The organism is Lactimicrobium sp., assembly GCF_036453465.1.
In the GTDB taxonomy this organism is placed as follows: Bacteria; Bacillota_I; Bacilli_A; order Erysipelotrichales; family Erysipelotrichaceae; genus Bulleidia.
Genome location: NZ_JAZHUW010000045.1, coordinates 1 through 16,617, shown reverse-complemented (window position 1 = coordinate 16,617; position 16,617 = coordinate 1). Strand labels below are relative to the sequence as shown.

The following is a 16,617-nucleotide window of genomic DNA, read 5'->3' as shown; positions in this document are numbered from 1 at the left end:
AAAGAAAGAATACGTTATCATGGCTGGAAGTGAATCAACTGGTGAAAAACCATCATTACACTATCATCTATGCAAGGAGCTAAAATTCACTGATTTGTTAATATGCCCTTATACTAAAGAAGAAAGACAGGAGAAAAAGTATGCAGGAATTCAGTTCCAATAAATCTGTGATTGTGCCTGAGGGTGTCTTTATCATCGGCACCTATGATGAAAATGGTGTCCCGAATGCCATGAATGCAGCCTGGGGACAGCAGAGTGACTATGGTGAGATCACTCTGTTTCTGGCAAAGCACAAAACAACCGAAAACATCAAGAAGACAAAGGCATTCACTGTGGCTATGGCTACCAAAGACACCGTTGTCATCTCCGATTACTTTGGTGTAGAAACCGGCAATCATGTCAATAAGATTGAAAAAGCCGGCGTTCATGTTCACAAGAGCGCCCATGTCAATGCCCCGATTATCGAAGAATATCCGATGACCCTGGAGTGTGAACTCAAGTCATGGGATGATGAAACAGGTATTCTGGTTGGAAAGATTGTCAGCTCTCAGGTTGATGAAAGCATCCTGACAGATGGCAAGGTAGACCTTGATAAGATGCAGCCGGTCATGTTTGATATTGGCACAAATACATACCGTGTCATTGGCCCGGTTGTAGGCAAAGCCTTCCATGACGGTCTGGCATTGAAGAAATAACTGCAGGCCTCAGATCAGCCATCAATCTTGAAACAGGCATCCAGATACATTATTATCATACATGGAAAAGGATCACCGATGACGGCTGGTCCTCCGCTAGATTAATAAACCGCTAATCTTTGCGACGGATCGGGCGGTTTATTTTTTTGAATCGTTATTTCGACCCAGTGATACAGCTTGTATCACAACCACGGCCGTCTGCAAGATAACCATGATGATCTCATAAGAACTCATAGGCCCACCTCCTGATGCCTGGCATCTTTATAGAAGGGACATCACACCTCTATTCTCGTGTGTGTGCATTGGAGGAAGCCAACCGCCACCGTACTGGTGATCCTTGGCAGACTTTATGGGTCTGCCATCTCTTATATGGCCATGAAAATGCAGAGTCCCCTGAAAAAGCAGAAAAATGCAAGCATGATTTCATTCGGAAAACAAAATGCAGAGATCTGCTTTCCAATCATCCTTCAAAGTACTTCTTTTCCAGTTCTGTAAATGCATCCTTTGCATCATAGGTGATGCCGGTTTCTGCATAGTCTCTTTCCGCATTCCCGACTGCCTGATCAATTACTTCTTCAGATGTTTCAACATAAATCACTGCTTCTCCATATCTGGTCATCGGGATCTCGGTATCATTGCGCACTACCAGCAGGAAGATAAACTGATCACCAGGTCTGGCATCTTTTGGAACCGTAAAGCCAGTATGCAGTGACAATGGATCAAAGACACGCAGTTCTTTCATTGTGCCGTGGTACTTTGTACCAGCATGATACAGCCGCCAGCCATAACGCAAACCTTTGTGATCGGGATCTTCTATGGATGCCGAAAGGTATATTGTTTCACCTGGTTCTGCTGTGAAATCATTCTGTTCAAGCTTTACAACCGGAGCATGAATGCACTGCTCTTTATGCATATGGGTCCACTGCATGCGCACCGCAAACTCTTCCTGATATGCTTTGAGAAACGAAGAATCATAACCTGCTTCACCTGTGTAAATATCATCTGTCTTGTTCAGACTGGCGCCATCCTGATACAGTCTGCCAATAACGGAGCCATAGCTGCCATCTTCCAGTCCTCGTAGTCCTGTATTTAATAAGGGAATGTAGGTGTTGCTGTCACCTTCACCAAGAAATTCATCTTTTTCAAAGGATACCGGCGGCAGCTGTGGAAAGTGCCAGTCAATGTATGGATGTAAGCCAAACTGATAGTCATCCGGCTCTCCTTTGTAATAGATGCCATCACCCATCAGGCCATACTTTTCTCCCAACGGGCTGCCGCAGTGCTTGATATGTTTGTCCAGCCAGTCTGGATTGAACATATACCGGCAGTCAATCGGTGCATTTTTGGAAGCAAAGTAGCTGCCATAGATGATCTCTGAGCGCAGAATCTGCATCTTTGGAAACAATGGCTTTCCATACTTCTGCCATGTCTTGTCCTGGCCAACACCATCCATGATGCCAAGGATTCTGACTTTGTCCGTGACATACTGCTGTATCTCTTTCCATTTATCTGTATTCTGATATTTTTCGGCAATGCTCATCAATGCCCGCACAATCGTATTGGCACCACCCCACGAGCACAAATACAAAGGTCTTTCATCATCCTTCATGATGGCTGCTTCAATCAGCTTTGATCCATCTGTTTCCATGCTGACATCACCTTCAAAGGCAGTATTGCCATAGCATGTAATCTTCAAAAGATCTTCCACCGATGGATATCCCTGCGCATTCTCCTGCAGATACGGCAGACACTTTGCGTATTCATGTTTCCACAGATTCTCAATCCAGCCTGTTTCAAACGGACGGTATGACTTCAGCTTTGCGGCTGCCGGGTCCGCTCCGGGCAGTCTTGGATTATTCTTCCAGGCCGCCTCACCGGCGCACAGATAATCCGGCTGGATCTCACCCTGGGTATGCATACCGTCACCATTGAAATGATACTGGGATGAAGTGTAGATCACACCTTCGAGATCCACTTCATTGAGATACAGACACAGGTGAATCAGTGAATTCATATCATCACACTCCATGTCTGTTGTAATGATCAGACGCTGTTTCATATTCATTACTCCTGTTTTCTGACTGAATCATACCGTACTTTTTGTGTCCTGATACAGCCGTTTTCATGCTTGACAAAAGTTGGAATTGGCGCGAAACTCCAGAATGTTAATCAGGCACGATACGAAACAAGCCGATAGGGCTGTCACGATACAGTGTACGCATTTTGCGTTCACTGTATTTTTTTATCGCTCTGCCTGATGTGAAAGGGGATATCTCATACATGGAAGAAAAGACAAATGCCTTCATGGAAACCGAAAGTGTTGGCAGATTGATGCGCAAATTCTCGGTTCCCTGCATTATTTCACTGCTGGTAGCAGCGCTGTACAACATCGTTGACCAGATCTTCATTGCCAATGCCAGCTATCTTGGCTCCTATGGCAATGCGGCCAACACCGTTGTCTTCCCACTGACCATTGTTGCCCTTGCCATTGCCGTCATGATCGGTGATGGTGCCTGTGCCTATGTCAGTATCTCACTTGGCTCCGGTGAAAAGGAGCGTGCCCACAAGACCGTAGGCAATGCCATTGTCCTGTGCATCATTGCCAGCATCATCCTGACCATTCTTTATCTGGTGCTGCAGGAACCGCTGCTGACACTGTTTGGCGGCAGAGTCAACGCTGAGACCTTTAAGAATGCCAAAGAATACTTCTTCTGGATCACCCTTGGCATTCCGTTCTACATGTTCGGCCAGGCCGTCAACTCCATCATCCGTTCTGATGGTTCACCAAACTTTGCCATGGCAGCCACTCTGGCAGGTGCTGTTACCAACATCATCTTTGACCCGATCTTCATCTTCCCGCTGAAGATGGGCATGGCCGGTGCTGCCATCGCCACCGTCATGGGCCAGATCCTGACTGCTGTTCTTTCCATCTGGTATCTTTTCCACATGAAAGCCATTCAGCTGCACAAGAGCAGCTTTGGCATGTGGGGCAGCCTGATGAAGAAATTCCTGTCACTTGGCATCACAAGTTTCCTGTCCCAGATCTCACTGGTTGTGTCCATGGCAGTTGTGCAGAATGTGTGCACAAAGTATGGCGGAATGGATCCGATCTTCTCCCAGGAACAATATGTGCAAATCCCGCTGGCAGTGCTGGGCATTGTCATGAAGTTCTTCCAGATTGTGATTTCCATTGCCGTTGGCATGGCAGCCGGATGTATTCCGGTGGTTGGCTATAACATCGGTGCCAAGCGCAATGACCGTGCAAAGAAGTTCTTCTCTTATCTGCTGGTTTCAGAATTCCTGGTTGGTCTTGTGGCCCTGGTCATCGTCGAAGTATTCCCGTCCAGTATCATCAACCTGTTTGGTGCCAGAAATGAAAGTGAATACTACCGTGACTTTGCCATCAAGTGTTTCCGTGTGTATCTCTGCATGATGCCGCTGGCCACGGTAAACAAAGGATCCTTCATCTTCTTACAGGCTATGGGCAAGCCGGTCGAATCCACGATCATCTCCATGGTCAGAGAGATTGTGCTGGGTGTTTCCCTGCCGATATTACTGCCGCTGAAGTTCCAGCTGAATGGTCTGCTGTATTCCTTCCCGGCCGCAGATATTCTTACCTTTATCGTTGCATTATGTATTATCATACAGACATACAAGCAGCTTAATCGAAAGGAGGTTACTGCATGAATCGAATCATTACCATCAGCCGTGAGTTTGGCAGCGGCGGCAGAACCATCGGCAGACTGACAGCCAAAAAGCTGAACATTCCCTGCTATGATGCCGAAATCATTCAGAAGATTGCCCAGGAAAGCGGCTATTCCGAAGCCTATCTCAAAGAGGACAGTGAAGACACGCCAGGCGGCTGGCTTGGTGCTGTACTGGCAAACCGCCAGGCAGGCCCGACCAACCAGGATCTCATCTGGCAGATCCAGTCCAAAGTCATCATTGACCTGGCCGAGAAATCACCATGTGTCATTGTCGGCCGCTGTGCTGACTATGTGCTGAAGGACAAGGAAGACTGCCTGACGGTCTTCATCCATGCCAGCATGGATAAACGTGCCGAGCGCATTGTCAAGGAATACGGAGAAAGACCACAGTCTCCTGAGCAGAGGCTCAAGGAAAAGGACAAGCGCAGAGCCGCCTACCACCGCTTCTATACCGATATGAAGTGGGGCCATGCCCAGAACTATGATATCTGCCTGGATTCCGGCAGACTGGGCATTGACAAGTGTGTGGATATTCTCACCCAGCTGTATTGATTCTCATCTGTTATTCATCATTTCCAAAGCCTGATGAAAATGTCAGGCTTTTTTCTTGTCTGGCACCAACCTTTCTGCCTTTTCTACGTATCATTATATGGACAGGGGAGAGAACAGACGTGGATGAAAAGAACCTGATTAAAAGATGTCAGCGTGGGGATCAACAGGCATTCGAGGATTTGATCCGTCTTTATTACAGTTACGTCTGCGGCTTCCTTTTGAAGGCATGCAATGACAGGTATCTGTGTGAGGATCTTACCCAGGAGACCTTTCTCAAGATGATCCAGAATATAGAGAAGTATGATCTGCACAGCAATACTGCGTTCGGGACATAGCTGATTGCGATTGCGAAAAACTGCTATATCGACTGGCTGCGGCGCAATAATGCTCAGATGGAAGACATTGAAAGCTTCCAGTTTGAGGACAGTGTCAATATTGAACAGCAGGTATCTCAGAAGATGGAATATGAGCAGGTGATGGAAGCTCTGCAGTCACTGCCACCTGAACAGGCAGAAGCCATCCGGCTGAAATATCTGGAAGATATGACTCTGGCAGAAATTGCGGAAAGGTTCAATGTACAGCCGAAAACGATCAAAAGCCGCATTCATGACGGCACTATGAAGCTGCGTAAAAAGCTGCATCATACAGGAAAGGAAGAATAGACTATGACATCCGATGTAGAGCAAATGATTCAAGTACTGAAGCCTGTAATCAATCAGAAATGTCAGGAAATACAGGCCGAGCGCAAATCACAGCTGCAGCAGCGACTGTTTATCACACTTTGTATCATGGCTGTCATTCTACCAACGCTGCTTGTACTGATGGGCGTATCTTTGACAATGTTTATAGCGCCGCTTGTATTCATGAGCATCAGTGTCATCTTCCTGCTGCCTGTGCTGCTCAAAAATGAAAATACAGAAGAAAGAGGAATACTCCATGAATAAGCTTGAAAACACTTTGATGAAATGGAACTTTAAAAAGATTGCAAAATGGTATGTGATCCTTGCTTTGATCACTGGTCTTACCTGTATTGGCATCGTCGGATATATCTATCGTGAAAGGCTCAGCTTTGCCTGGCAGTATGCCAGACTGAAAGAGGCAGACAATGAAACAGATGCCAGAACTTACGCTTACAAAACTGCAAATGCATCCTCGGATGTAGTGGATGTACTGATCCTGGATGATACCAACAAGATTCTTTATTCCGCGAAGAATTCCAGCTTTTCCACCGGTACACTGAACCTGGAAAAAGCCGGTGATGAAAAGAAATACCTTGTTTCATCCCAGTATCCTGATGCGGCTTTCCAATATGTCAAAAGTGATGACTTTCTGCTGCAGTCCATTCTCAATAAAGACTTTGGCAGAATCAAGCACGATTATGATGAAGATGCGGCCTTTGACAATACCTTGTCCAATAAGACAGTATATATGCTCAGCCGTCTGCACATCCATGATACTGCCATGAAGATCTATGTGATCTCGATCCCTACTACTGTCAGCGGCGGCATCCTTTCCTTAAAGATCTCGGCTGCCCTTGCCATGTTATTCTTCTGCATCTATTGGGTATTAATTGCATTGTGGCTGTACCGCGACGCCGCAAAGCATAAACTGGCATCTCTGTACTGGGGACTGATCGGCCTATGCACAAACATCATCGGCCTGATTGTGTATCTGATCTATAAACACAGTCTTGCCATCTGTCCTGCCTGCGGTGCTGCCCAGCGCACAGATCATCTGTACTGTACAAACTGCGGAAAGCAGCTTGGTACCTTGTGTCCTCATTGCGGCAGTCAGATCTCATCAAAAGATCACTTCTGTCCGCACTGCGGTAAAAAAGTATATTAACAGTCAACCGGTCTGAAAAAGATCGGTTTTTTCTACCAACCTGTTCCATCTTTTATGCGTATAAGAAAGTGAAAACAGGAGGAACTGTTATGAAAGATGCTGTGAAATCCATTCCACAGATTCTCAAGGAAAATATCTGTACCGTCTTCAATGCTCTGAACCTGATGATTGCCATTGCTCTGGCAGCGGTTGGAGCCTACAAAAACATGGCGTTCATTGCCATCATCGTGATCAATACGATTGTTGGCATCGTCCAGCAGATCAAGGCAAGAAATCAGATTGAAAAGCTGCGGCTGAAATCACAGCCCATTGCCAGAATTCTCAATGCCGGCAAAGAGCAGCCGATTCCGTTAAGTCTTGTCAGAAAGAATGACATTCTTGTCTTGAACAGTGGTGATATCATTCCTGCTGATGCCACCATCAGATCCGGAAAGATTGAAGTTAATGAGGCCATTCTTTCCGGTGAGTCTGACTCAGTGATGAAAACAAGTGGTGACAGCCTGCTGGCTGGCAGCACCGTCATTGCCGGCAAGGCTTAAGCGCTCTCACAAGGCACAGCCTCTGAAAGTTACAGCAGCCAGATGGTTGAGGAAGTCAAAAAGAGTGAAAGCAGACGTTCCGAGCTTCTTTCTTCCATGAAACTGGTTACGAAATTTACAAGTTATCTGATCATCCCGCTTGGCGTCTTGATGTTTCTGCAGGCTTACTTTGTCAGACAGGAAACCATCAGCACCGCCGTTGTTGCAACATCAGCGGGACTGCTGGGCATGCTGCCGAAAGGACTGGTGCTGCTGATCAGTATTGCCCTGGCGGTTGGTGTCATCCGCCTGTCAAAAGAAAACGTCCTTGTCCAGGATCTGCACTCTCTGGAAAACCTTGCTCATTGTGATGTCATCTGCCTGGATAAAACAGGCACCCTGACCGAAGGAAAACTGGAAGTGGAAAGCTATGAAACCAATCTGAGGGATGTTGAATTCCAGCGCCTGATTGCCACATATCTCTCCCATTCGGATGATAACAATGCCACCTATCAGGCATTACAGCAGTACTTTGAAAGCAAAGATGCATATGATGTCATCGAGAGTGTTCCGTTCTCTTCCCAGCGCAAATGGTCTTCCATTACCATGGCAGATGGCAGGACACTTGTCATCGGTGCGCCGGAAAAGCTGTGTGCAAAGCTGCCCGCAAAGGTAAAAGCTCTCATGGCCCAGGGCAGAAGAATCCTGTTTGCAGGTTTGTGCGATGGAGAAGTACAGCCGGATCAGATTCAAGTCATTGGCATGATTGTGATCAAGGACAAGCTGCGTCCCAATGCCGCAAAGACTATCCGCTATTTCTACAAGCAGGGGATTGATGTTAAAGTCATTTCCGGTGATAATCCTGAGGCAGTGGCTGCTACGGCAAAGCTGTGTGGGATTAAAAATACAGACCATTTGGTGGACGCATCCACATTGAGTGATGATGAGCTTGCCAACTGTGTGGATTATGTGACAGTATTTGGCAGAGTGACACCAAAGCAGAAGAAGATTCTGGTCGCTTCTTTGCAGAAACAGGGGCATAAGGTGGCCATGACCGGTGATGGTGTGAATGATCTTCTGGCCATGCGGCAGGCAGACTGCTCCGCAGCTATGGGCAATGGCAGTGATGCGGCCAGACAGACCGCCCAGCTCGTACTGCTGGACAATGACTTTGCCGTGCTCAGGGATGTCATCTTTGAAGGCCGCCGTGTCATCAACAACCTCACAAAATCAGCCGGTGTCTTCTTCATCAAGACAATCTATTCCATCCTGCTATGCATCGGCTGTCTGATCCTGAACACTGACTTCCCATTCATTCCGATCCAGATCACTCTGATCGATGCCGTAATTGAAGCACTGCCTGCCTTCTTCATGTCCTTTGAGCGCAATGACCAGAAGGTGCAGGGTACCTTCCTGGACAGTGCCATCCATGCCGCATTACCCAACAGCATTGCCATCTTCATCAGCTGTACAGCCATCTGGTTTGTGGCAAAATACCTTGGTATACCGGCTGCACAGATGAATCTGCTGATGTATATCACTGTCGGCACCGTCAGTATTGCCGGTGTCTTCAAGGCCTGCATGCCAATGAACCTGCTGCACCGCCTGTTATGCATCACCTCCATCCTTGGCTTCTATGTACCGGTGATTCTGATGGGATCCTTCCTGTCACTGCCGCCGGTCACCACAAATCTGATCGCCCTGCTGCCGCTGATTGAAATCCCGGCCATTCTGCTGGCCGTACTTGTAAAGATCCCAATGCCAAAGATTGCGGCCATGCAGGTCAAAACACAGCAGTAATGATAAGAAAAGAGATGAATTTTCATGCTTGAATGGATACAAAGTACAGACTGGATGATTCTCCAGCTGATTCATACATCAATGCACAGTGCATTTCTCGATTTCCTGATGCCAAAGATCACCATGCTTGGCAATGCCGGCATCATCTGGTTCCTGGCCGGCATGGCTATGCTGATTTCAAAGAAATACCGGAAATATGGCATTGCCATGTTCATTGCCCAGGGCACAGCCATCCTGTTATGTGATCTGGCAATGAAAAACATCTTTGCAAGACCCAGACCATGCTGGATTGAAAATGTACAGTTATTGATAAACATGCCAAAGGACTATTCTTTCCCTTCCGGGCATACCCTGGCCGCCGTGATCGGAGCCGTGATCATCACATGTGCTAATCACAAGTTCGGCTGGTTTGCCATCCCACTTGCCGTATTGATCAGCTTCTCCAGACTGTATCTCTTTGTCCACTTCCCATCGGATGTGCTGGCATCTTTGTTCCTTGGTATCATCATTGGCTTAGCCACTGTCCATCTCATCAGAAAGATTCCACAGAACAAACTGCTGCCAGCCTGATACAAAACAGCACTTCAATCCAACCTGCTTTTAACATTTGTCAGTTAGAATACTGACATATGGAAAATAAAGAACAGACAAAGATACGGTTGTTTGCAAGTGACCTGGATGGCACTTTGCTAAACGAAGACCATCTCACTGACAGTGCTTCTCTGGATATGATCACCAAAGTATTCAAATGCGGCCGATACTTCTCAACGGCTACCGGCAGATCATTTCCAGCAGGAGCGGAAACGGCTTGGCCTGCAGAACAGTTACAAAGTATGCATGAATGGTGCCATGGTCATTGACCCTAAAGGAAACATCATCGCCAGACATCCGATTCCGCAGGATACCGTGCTGGACATGCTAAAAGCATTCCCGGACAGTGAGATTGAATTCATCTCTGAAACACATACCTTGTCCAGAGGCACCATGGAGACCAAGATTGAGAAATTCAAACGATTTGGTTTCCGTGAGATTCCAGGCTCACCATTAAGACTGCGTGACTTTGTCACAGACTTCTGTTTCAACTGCACGGATGACCAGATTCTTTCTGAAAAGATCTATAAGATAAACACAAGCTTCAACAATGAAGCCGACAGCAGAAAGATGGATGACTTCCTGATAGCACATACGGATACACTGACGAATGCCCCGACCATTGCCGGCATGTATGAGATCACTGCTAAAGGCATTTCCAAAGCAGTTGGTGTCGCCGAACTGGCCAGACATCTTGGCATCAAGGAAGAGGAAACCGCCGTGTATGGAGATGGATTGAATGATCTTGAAATGCTGAAATACTTTGCCAATTCTTATGCCATGGAAAATGGCTGTGAAGAAGCCAAAGAGGCAGCCCACTATCAGATCGGCACCAACAAAGACCATGCCGTTGTATTCCACATTCTCAATGAGCTTGGCCTGTAAGCTTCCCTTGCGGAAGCTTTTTTATCTTGACAGATAAGTGTGTTTTGTTATATAAATCATACTGATGAGAGGTGAGAAAATGAACGGACCAAAAGGTAAATATGCATGGACTGCCACAGTTGGAGAAAAGGGACAGATTGTGATTCCAAAGCAGGCAAGAGAGGTGTTTCACATTAAACCAGGAGATACACTGCTGTTATTGGGGGATGAAGATAAAGGAATTGCGATCCCGAACAAAGGTGCATTTGACAGCTTGTTTCAGGCAGCTTTTGATGAAAAGGATCAGAAATCATGAAAATTGCGTGGTTCTGCATCCCGTCATATGGTCATACCAACCCTACGCTCGCTGTTGTTAAAGAGCTTACGGACGCCGGTCATCAGGTATTCTACTTTTCCTTTGACCTGTTCAAAGAACAGATCGAAAAGACAGGGGCGACCTATATCAGCTGCGATGAATGCCATTTTGAAATGAAAGATCAGGGGAATGCAGACAGAATTGGGAAAGACAAGATCTTTGCAGCGGAACTGCTGGTCTCCTCCACTCTGGCAATGGATCCCATCGTCACTGAAAAAGTCAAAACGATTCAGCCGGATCTGATTATTTCTGATTCTGTTGCATACTGGGGTAAACTTGCAGCAATGAAGTTTCACATTCCATATGTTTCTTCAACTACAACTTTTGCCTTCAATCGTTATTCTGCAAAGTACATAAAAGAATCTCCATCCGGAATCATCCGGATGATCTTTTCCATGCCGAAAATCAACCATCAGCTGGATCGGCTCAGAGAACATGGCTATCCCGTCAGAAGTCTGCTGGATATTGTCCAGAATGATAACAACACAAATACAATCGTCTACACATCACGTCTTTTCCAGCCTTGTGCAGATACGTTTTCCAAGCGGTATCACTTCATCGGACCTTCGATTCGTCCCATGACAAAGCCAATGGCAAAAACAGCCAGGACAACCATCTATCTTTCCATGGGAACCATCAACCATAATAAGGAATTCTATGAAAATGCCATCCAGGCACTGGGAAACACAGACTGGCAGGTTATCATTTCCATGGGTACAAACGCAGAACACTTTGACCATATTCCAGATAACATTCAGATCTATCAAACTGTTGACCAGATGGCAGCTCTGTCCATTTCTGATATCTTCATTACCCATTGCGGAATGAATTCTGTCAATGAAGCATTGTATTACAAAGTCCCGCTGATCATGTTTCCACAGACGACAGAACAGGGTGCTGTTGCCAGAAGAGTCAGTGAATTGCAGGCAGGCATCTATCTGCCTTCGATAAAACCGCAGGATATTCTGCAATCCATCAACACAATTCTTCAAGATCCGGTTTATCAGCAGAATGCGGAAGGCATTTCCGACAGTTTTCATCACTGCGGCGGTGCTCCGGAAGCCAGAATCTTTCTGGAAGAAATTATCAGAGAAAACGGCAAATGAGCCATCCTGGCGCCGATTCCAAATGCAGCACGAAGTTAATAATGCTGTATTAGACACAATTTGCTGCAATATTTATTCTGTATATTGCATAAGCAGGATGAAAATGGTTGCCAGATGTATGCTCATATATCCGACAGTCATTTTTCGTGTTTCAACTTCCTCTTAATTTCCGTTCTCTTACATCCAAGGAAGCTGCCATGGCATTAATACCACAGGCTTCTTATCAAGATATCCCTTCTGTTCCTCACTCAGGAAATCTTTGTGGATGGCTGCTTCAAAGACATAGGTTTTAAAGTAATCTTCACTGCAGGCATAGATGCCATCTTTGCCGCTGTCTTTGCCCCAGGAGTTTTCAATCTTCCATCTCACTGGTTTCTCATTTTCATCCAGATGCACGCCTAACAGAAGTACATTGTGGTTTGGTGAGCTCTCACCTGTTTCCAGGAGATCCTGCTTTGTCATGGCTATATCTCCTGCCGCAGCGGAAAGCACATAACTGTCCGGGTCCAGAATGCCTTCACTTCTGTCAATGAATGCACCGGCATCCAAACCGATCCAGACCGGCTGTCCTGCTTTGAGCTGGGCGATGCACAGATTCTCCAGTTCATCCATTTCCAGATTCAGTCTGACTCTGTTGTTTTCAGCCATATTGCCATTGTCATGGGAGACAATGCATACATGCATGGGTTCATAGGATGTCGGCTCACAGATGACATGTACATACTGGGAAAGATCAATGCCAACATACTTCTCATAGAAGGTAAATGGGGTCAGTCCCTTCTCTTCATGCATGTTGTTGTCTTTATCACGCCATGCATAATCAAATGTATTTACTGGCTGACCGAACAGGATGCACTGCAGGCGGTAAATCTGTTTCATTGCCTTTGCTTTGATGCTTTCTCTTTCTGTCTTCTCAGCCTTTCTGATTTCAGCACCGTATTTTCTTAATATCCGGTTGGTCAGCTGATCGGCTGTTTTAGTATGGCTGGAAGCCCATGTTTCAGGCATAACTTCCTTTGGCACAAGGCCATACTTTGTCACAAGTCCTGCGGCCTGATCCCAGACATTGCCATCGCCAATGCCTTTGAACAGATACTGTACAGCCTGTGAGGACAATGGCTGCTCTGCTGTATCGATTGCCATATCCAGCCAGTTATTGGCCTTTTCCAGCTTGTCATAGAACGCCAGGTAGTTCTCCGAGAATTCAAACTGCTCAACGTTCATCTTTTCGGCAGTAATTTCACGCAGATTGTTCAAAGCTGAAAACATCCAGCAGCGGCCGCTCTGTTTCTGGGCCGTAATGCCATGATGCTCTATCTCCACATTGAATGCCTGATGTAAAGCTGCACTCTTTCTTTGATCCAGCGACAATGTCATCAGATCCTCATGCTGTGCCATCACCGACAGTACATGATCCTGTTCATTGATTGTCTTTGCCAGCATATTCAGCTTTTCTTTCGTCAACACTTCCATCACCTGTACCTCTTCTTTGTGTACAAGTGTACCGCGGTTCATCTCATTCCGCCGGAAACATTGCCCTTAGTGCCGTATACAGATACCGGGTTGTCGCATGGGAATTATGTTTTTCGCCATCACCGATATTCCATGTGGTATTGCCATCTTCCGAGAAATCAAAGAGATGCGTCTGTTTCAATGCGTCCATCTGTCTGACCATCGTATCATTGGCAAAATCATTACTGCCGGTGGCAGCCCACACTTTGAAATCTCCCTTGCCATAGCCTTCGGATTGGATGGTACTTGTGATATATCCTGATGGATCATTTCTCTCCTGGTCCTGTGCACCCCAGTACAATGAGCCGGACATGGCAATATACTTAGAGAAAAGATCCATGCTGTCACACATGCGGTACCAGGTTGTCACTGCACCCATGGAAAAGCCGCCAAAAGCACGGTGGTCTCTGTCTCTGTACACACTGTACTTTGCCTCTACAGCCGGTAGCAGATCATTTCTAAGCTCTGTGCCAAAGTTCTTTGTCAAAGCAGCATCAAAGTCATCGTTGTCATCTGCCTGGTTATCCGGATAGTAGGAAATATCCACAATGATCATCGGCTCCATCTTGCCTGTACGGATCAGATAATCAATCATGTACTTGTCTTCCCGGGGCTCATCCGGCGTACCAAGAAATCTTGCGGCAGAGCCGCCCATGCCATGCATTAAAAACAAGACATCATACTGTTTGCTTTCATCATAACCATAGGGCACATAGACAATGGCATACTTCTGCATGTCCCGGTTTTCACCTTTATAGCCATAGGTATTGGTATCGTAATACAGCATTTCCAGCTTACCGGCATGGCCAAGATGCATCGTGGCATAGAACGGCACTTTGGGCAAAGCAGAGGAACCGCAGCCTGTCAGCAGCACCATCACCAGTGTGATGATAACCATCATTTCTTTTTTCAGCTTCTGCATTTCTGTTTCCTCCGTCTTTGCCCAACAAGAAACTGACACCTCATGTAATGAAGATGTCAGCTCATTGATTGAATGATTTTAATATGATTCATTTCCAGATGTTTGTAAAATACCCATTTTCAATGCTTGCATATGCACATTGTGCATATCACACAAGATCAAAGTGCTCCATGGCTTTGGCAAGACCATCATGATCGATATCATCCGTCACATAGTCCGCCTCTTTTTTCAGCTCATCAAAGCCATTGCCCATGGCAATGCCAGTATGGCATCTTCTGATCATATCCGTATCATTGCCAGAATCACCAAAGGCATAGGTATCCTGCATATCGCCATGTAACATTTCCACAAGCTTCTCAATGGCAGTACCCTTACTGACACCCTTCCTGGTGATCTCACCGGATTTCTTGCCTTCTTCAATGTGATAGCCAGCCGTAGAAACCAATGTCAGTTCCGGGCTCATGACTTTCAGGAAATCATCCATGATTTCTTCTGTGGCAAAACCGATGTCAATCTTGAGAATCTCCTGATTCCGGTATTCCGTGAATGGTTTGGCGCCGAACTTCTGCACTTTATCCGCAAAAGATGTAAACCTTGGATCATAGGCGGCTGACTTTTCAAAGCGCTCCATCTCTGCCACATTCTTGAACATCTCATACGAGCTCTGCAGAGAATAGGCACCATTTCTTTCCTCGGCCTGAAAGACAGTCTTAGAACAGATGGCATGGGGAATGGGATTGGTATAGAGAATCTTGTCATGCATAAAGATCCCGGCCCCATTGCAGTAGATCACACCATCCATTTCCAGGCCATCCACGGCAAACAATGAAGACAGATGCCGGCCCGTTGCCAGAAAACACAGATTTCCTTTCTGCCTGGACTTTTCAATAGCCTCTTTCGCACTTGCAATCAGGCCATGGTCATGGCTGACAAGGGTGCCGTCAATATCAAAGAACAGATATTTCATGCCTGCTCCTTCCAGCAGCTGGCAATAGCTTCCATCACTTCCATATTGCGCATAGAGTCGTCCCATGACATGACATCACTCTCGATCTTTCCTTCCTGCAGCAGCTGCACAAAGTGGGCAATCTCGCCATGGAAGTCATCTTTGTCATATGACACCTGATATGTCTTTTCTGCCTCTGCCGTTTTCACCGTGAAATGATCAGGACGATGGGCCGGGGCAAAGGTAATGGTTCCCTTTGTACCAGTGATGATGGCATGGGAAGGAATGATCCGGTCAAAACCGCATTCAATCTCAGCACTTCCCTCTGGAAACTGCAGAGCTGCCTTGACATACATATCTACGCCTTCTCTTAAGGCAAGATCCTCCAGCTTTACTTCTGGCAGTCCTTCAAACAGATCAATGGCAATATCCGTCAGATAGCAGCCGCCATCAAGCAGACAGCCGCTGCCTTTGCCGGATGTATGATAGCCTTTGCCAAACTTTTCTTCCGGCAGGATGGAACTATTGCCCGCATAGACATGCGTGATCGTTCCGATTTCATCCAGATGTTTTTTCAAGGCAATATAAGCAGGCTCAAAGCGGGTCTTCATCGCCTCCATATACAGCGTCGAATTGTCTCTGGCAGCCTGGATCACCTGCTTCATTTCTTTTGTTGTAATCACCGCCGGCTTCTCACTGAACACCGGCTTATGTGCCTGCAGAGCCCTGATGGCCCACTGGGCATGGAGAAAATGCGGCAGGGCAATATATACCGCATCCACATTTTGATCCTGAATCAAGGCATCAAAATCGGTATAAATCACATCACAGGGAAACTCTTTCTGAAAAGCTTCCATCTTTTCTCTGTTTCTGCCGGAAATGGCATAGAGATGGCATTGTGGGAAACTGGCAAGGGAAGCACAGAAACGTTTTGCAATGCCGCCGGCACCAATGATGCCCCAGCGGATCGGATGATCAGTATTTGTATTCATAGAATCCTCCGGAAACCATTATATGCCTGCATAAGAAAAACCGTCCATGGGGGATAGACGGTTTGAGTAGTGTCGAAAACCCGGAAGGCAACTGATAGGTATCTGACGGCTGAGAAGCCGGAGATATAAAAAATTGCGGCCAAGGCGCAATAAAAACAACTTTGGAACTCGTTCTTTCAAAACTGAATCTT

At 46.4% G+C, this 16,617-nt stretch carries 15 protein-coding genes and 2 pseudogenes; 12 read left to right on the top strand and 5 right to left on the bottom strand.

Annotated features, from left to right (window positions below; genetic code table 11):
• The first annotated feature begins 140 nt into the window (after positions 1 to 140).
• Positions 141 to 695, top strand: coding sequence for a flavin reductase family protein (locus SOI44_RS09510; RefSeq protein ID WP_331348975.1), 555 nt, complete (start codon positions 141 to 143; stop codon positions 693 to 695).
• 460 nt (positions 696 to 1,155) lie between these two features.
• On the opposite strand, the gene SOI44_RS09505 is transcribed toward SOI44_RS09510, so the two are convergent.
• Positions 1,156 to 2,754, bottom strand: a complete 1,599-nt coding sequence (locus SOI44_RS09505) for a nucleoside hydrolase-like domain-containing protein (protein WP_331348974.1) — start codon at positions 2,752 to 2,754, stop codon at positions 1,156 to 1,158.
• A 221-nt stretch (positions 2,755 to 2,975) separates the two neighbouring features.
• Between SOI44_RS09505 and SOI44_RS09500 the strand changes: the two genes are divergently transcribed.
• The 11 genes and pseudogenes from SOI44_RS09500 (at position 2,976) to SOI44_RS09450 (ending at position 12,054) form a co-directional block, all read left to right on the top strand.
• Complete coding sequence (locus tag SOI44_RS09500) at positions 2,976 to 4,382, top strand: MATE family efflux transporter (RefSeq protein WP_331348973.1); 1,407 nt, start codon at positions 2,976 to 2,978, stop codon at positions 4,380 to 4,382.
• Positions 4,379 to 4,954: a cytidylate kinase-like family protein gene (locus SOI44_RS09495; RefSeq protein WP_331348972.1), complete on the top strand. Its 576-nt coding sequence runs from the start codon at positions 4,379 to 4,381 to the stop codon at positions 4,952 to 4,954. Before SOI44_RS09500 ends, SOI44_RS09495 begins: the two co-directional genes overlap by 4 nt.
• A 119-nt stretch (positions 4,955 to 5,073) precedes the next feature.
• A complete protein-coding gene (locus tag SOI44_RS09490; protein WP_331348971.1) occupies positions 5,074 to 5,289 on the top strand; it encodes an RNA polymerase sigma factor in 216 nt (71 codons plus the stop codon).
• Positions 5,290 to 5,616: an RNA polymerase sigma factor gene (locus tag SOI44_RS09485; protein ID WP_331348976.1), complete on the top strand. Its 327-nt coding sequence runs from the start codon at positions 5,290 to 5,292 to the stop codon at positions 5,614 to 5,616.
• Positions 5,617 to 5,640: 24 nt separating this feature from the next.
• Complete coding sequence (locus tag SOI44_RS09480; protein WP_331348970.1) at positions 5,641 to 5,898, top strand: hypothetical protein; 258 nt, start codon at positions 5,641 to 5,643, stop codon at positions 5,896 to 5,898.
• Positions 5,891 to 6,799, top strand: a complete 909-nt coding sequence (locus SOI44_RS09475) for a zinc ribbon domain-containing protein (RefSeq protein WP_331348969.1) — start codon at positions 5,891 to 5,893, stop codon at positions 6,797 to 6,799. The genes SOI44_RS09480 and SOI44_RS09475 overlap by 8 nt, the downstream gene beginning before the upstream one ends.
• A gap of 89 nt (positions 6,800 to 6,888) precedes the next feature.
• Positions 6,889 to 9,117, top strand: a pseudogene (locus SOI44_RS09470) (HAD-IC family P-type ATPase).
• 24 nt (positions 9,118 to 9,141) lie between these two features.
• Entirely contained in the window at positions 9,142 to 9,687 is a 546-nt protein-coding gene (locus tag SOI44_RS09465) for a phosphatase PAP2 family protein (RefSeq protein ID WP_331348968.1), read from the top strand.
• A 59-nt stretch (positions 9,688 to 9,746) separates the two neighbouring features.
• Positions 9,747 to 10,593 (top strand): annotated as a pseudogene (locus SOI44_RS09460) (HAD family hydrolase).
• A gap of 79 nt (positions 10,594 to 10,672) precedes the next feature.
• Positions 10,673 to 10,888 (top strand): AbrB/MazE/SpoVT family DNA-binding domain-containing protein, encoded by a 216-nt coding sequence (locus SOI44_RS09455; RefSeq protein ID WP_331348967.1) that lies wholly within the window; start codon positions 10,673 to 10,675, stop codon positions 10,886 to 10,888.
• Positions 10,885 to 12,054 (top strand): macrolide family glycosyltransferase, encoded by a 1,170-nt coding sequence (locus SOI44_RS09450; RefSeq protein ID WP_331348966.1) that lies wholly within the window; start codon positions 10,885 to 10,887, stop codon positions 12,052 to 12,054. Before SOI44_RS09455 ends, SOI44_RS09450 begins: the two co-directional genes overlap by 4 nt.
• A gap of 177 nt (positions 12,055 to 12,231) precedes the next feature.
• Here the strand turns inward: SOI44_RS09450 and SOI44_RS09445 are convergent, their stop codons facing one another.
• The 4 genes from SOI44_RS09445 to SOI44_RS09430 form a co-directional block, all read right to left on the bottom strand.
• Entirely contained in the window at positions 12,232 to 13,527 is a 1,296-nt protein-coding gene (locus tag SOI44_RS09445; protein ID WP_331348965.1) for an aminopeptidase C, read from the bottom strand.
• 43 nt (positions 13,528 to 13,570) lie between these two features.
• A complete protein-coding gene (locus SOI44_RS09440; RefSeq protein ID WP_331348964.1) occupies positions 13,571 to 14,488 on the bottom strand; it encodes an alpha/beta hydrolase in 918 nt (305 codons plus the stop codon).
• 148 nt (positions 14,489 to 14,636) lie between these two features.
• On the bottom strand, positions 14,637 to 15,455 hold the full coding sequence (locus tag SOI44_RS09435; RefSeq protein ID WP_331348963.1) for a Cof-type HAD-IIB family hydrolase: 819 nt from the start codon (positions 15,453 to 15,455) through the stop codon (positions 14,637 to 14,639).
• A complete protein-coding gene (locus tag SOI44_RS09430) occupies positions 15,452 to 16,426 on the bottom strand; it encodes a Gfo/Idh/MocA family protein (RefSeq protein ID WP_331348962.1) in 975 nt (324 codons plus the stop codon). Before SOI44_RS09430 ends, SOI44_RS09435 begins: the two co-directional genes overlap by 4 nt.
• Between the last annotated feature and the right edge of the window lie 191 nt (positions 16,427 to 16,617).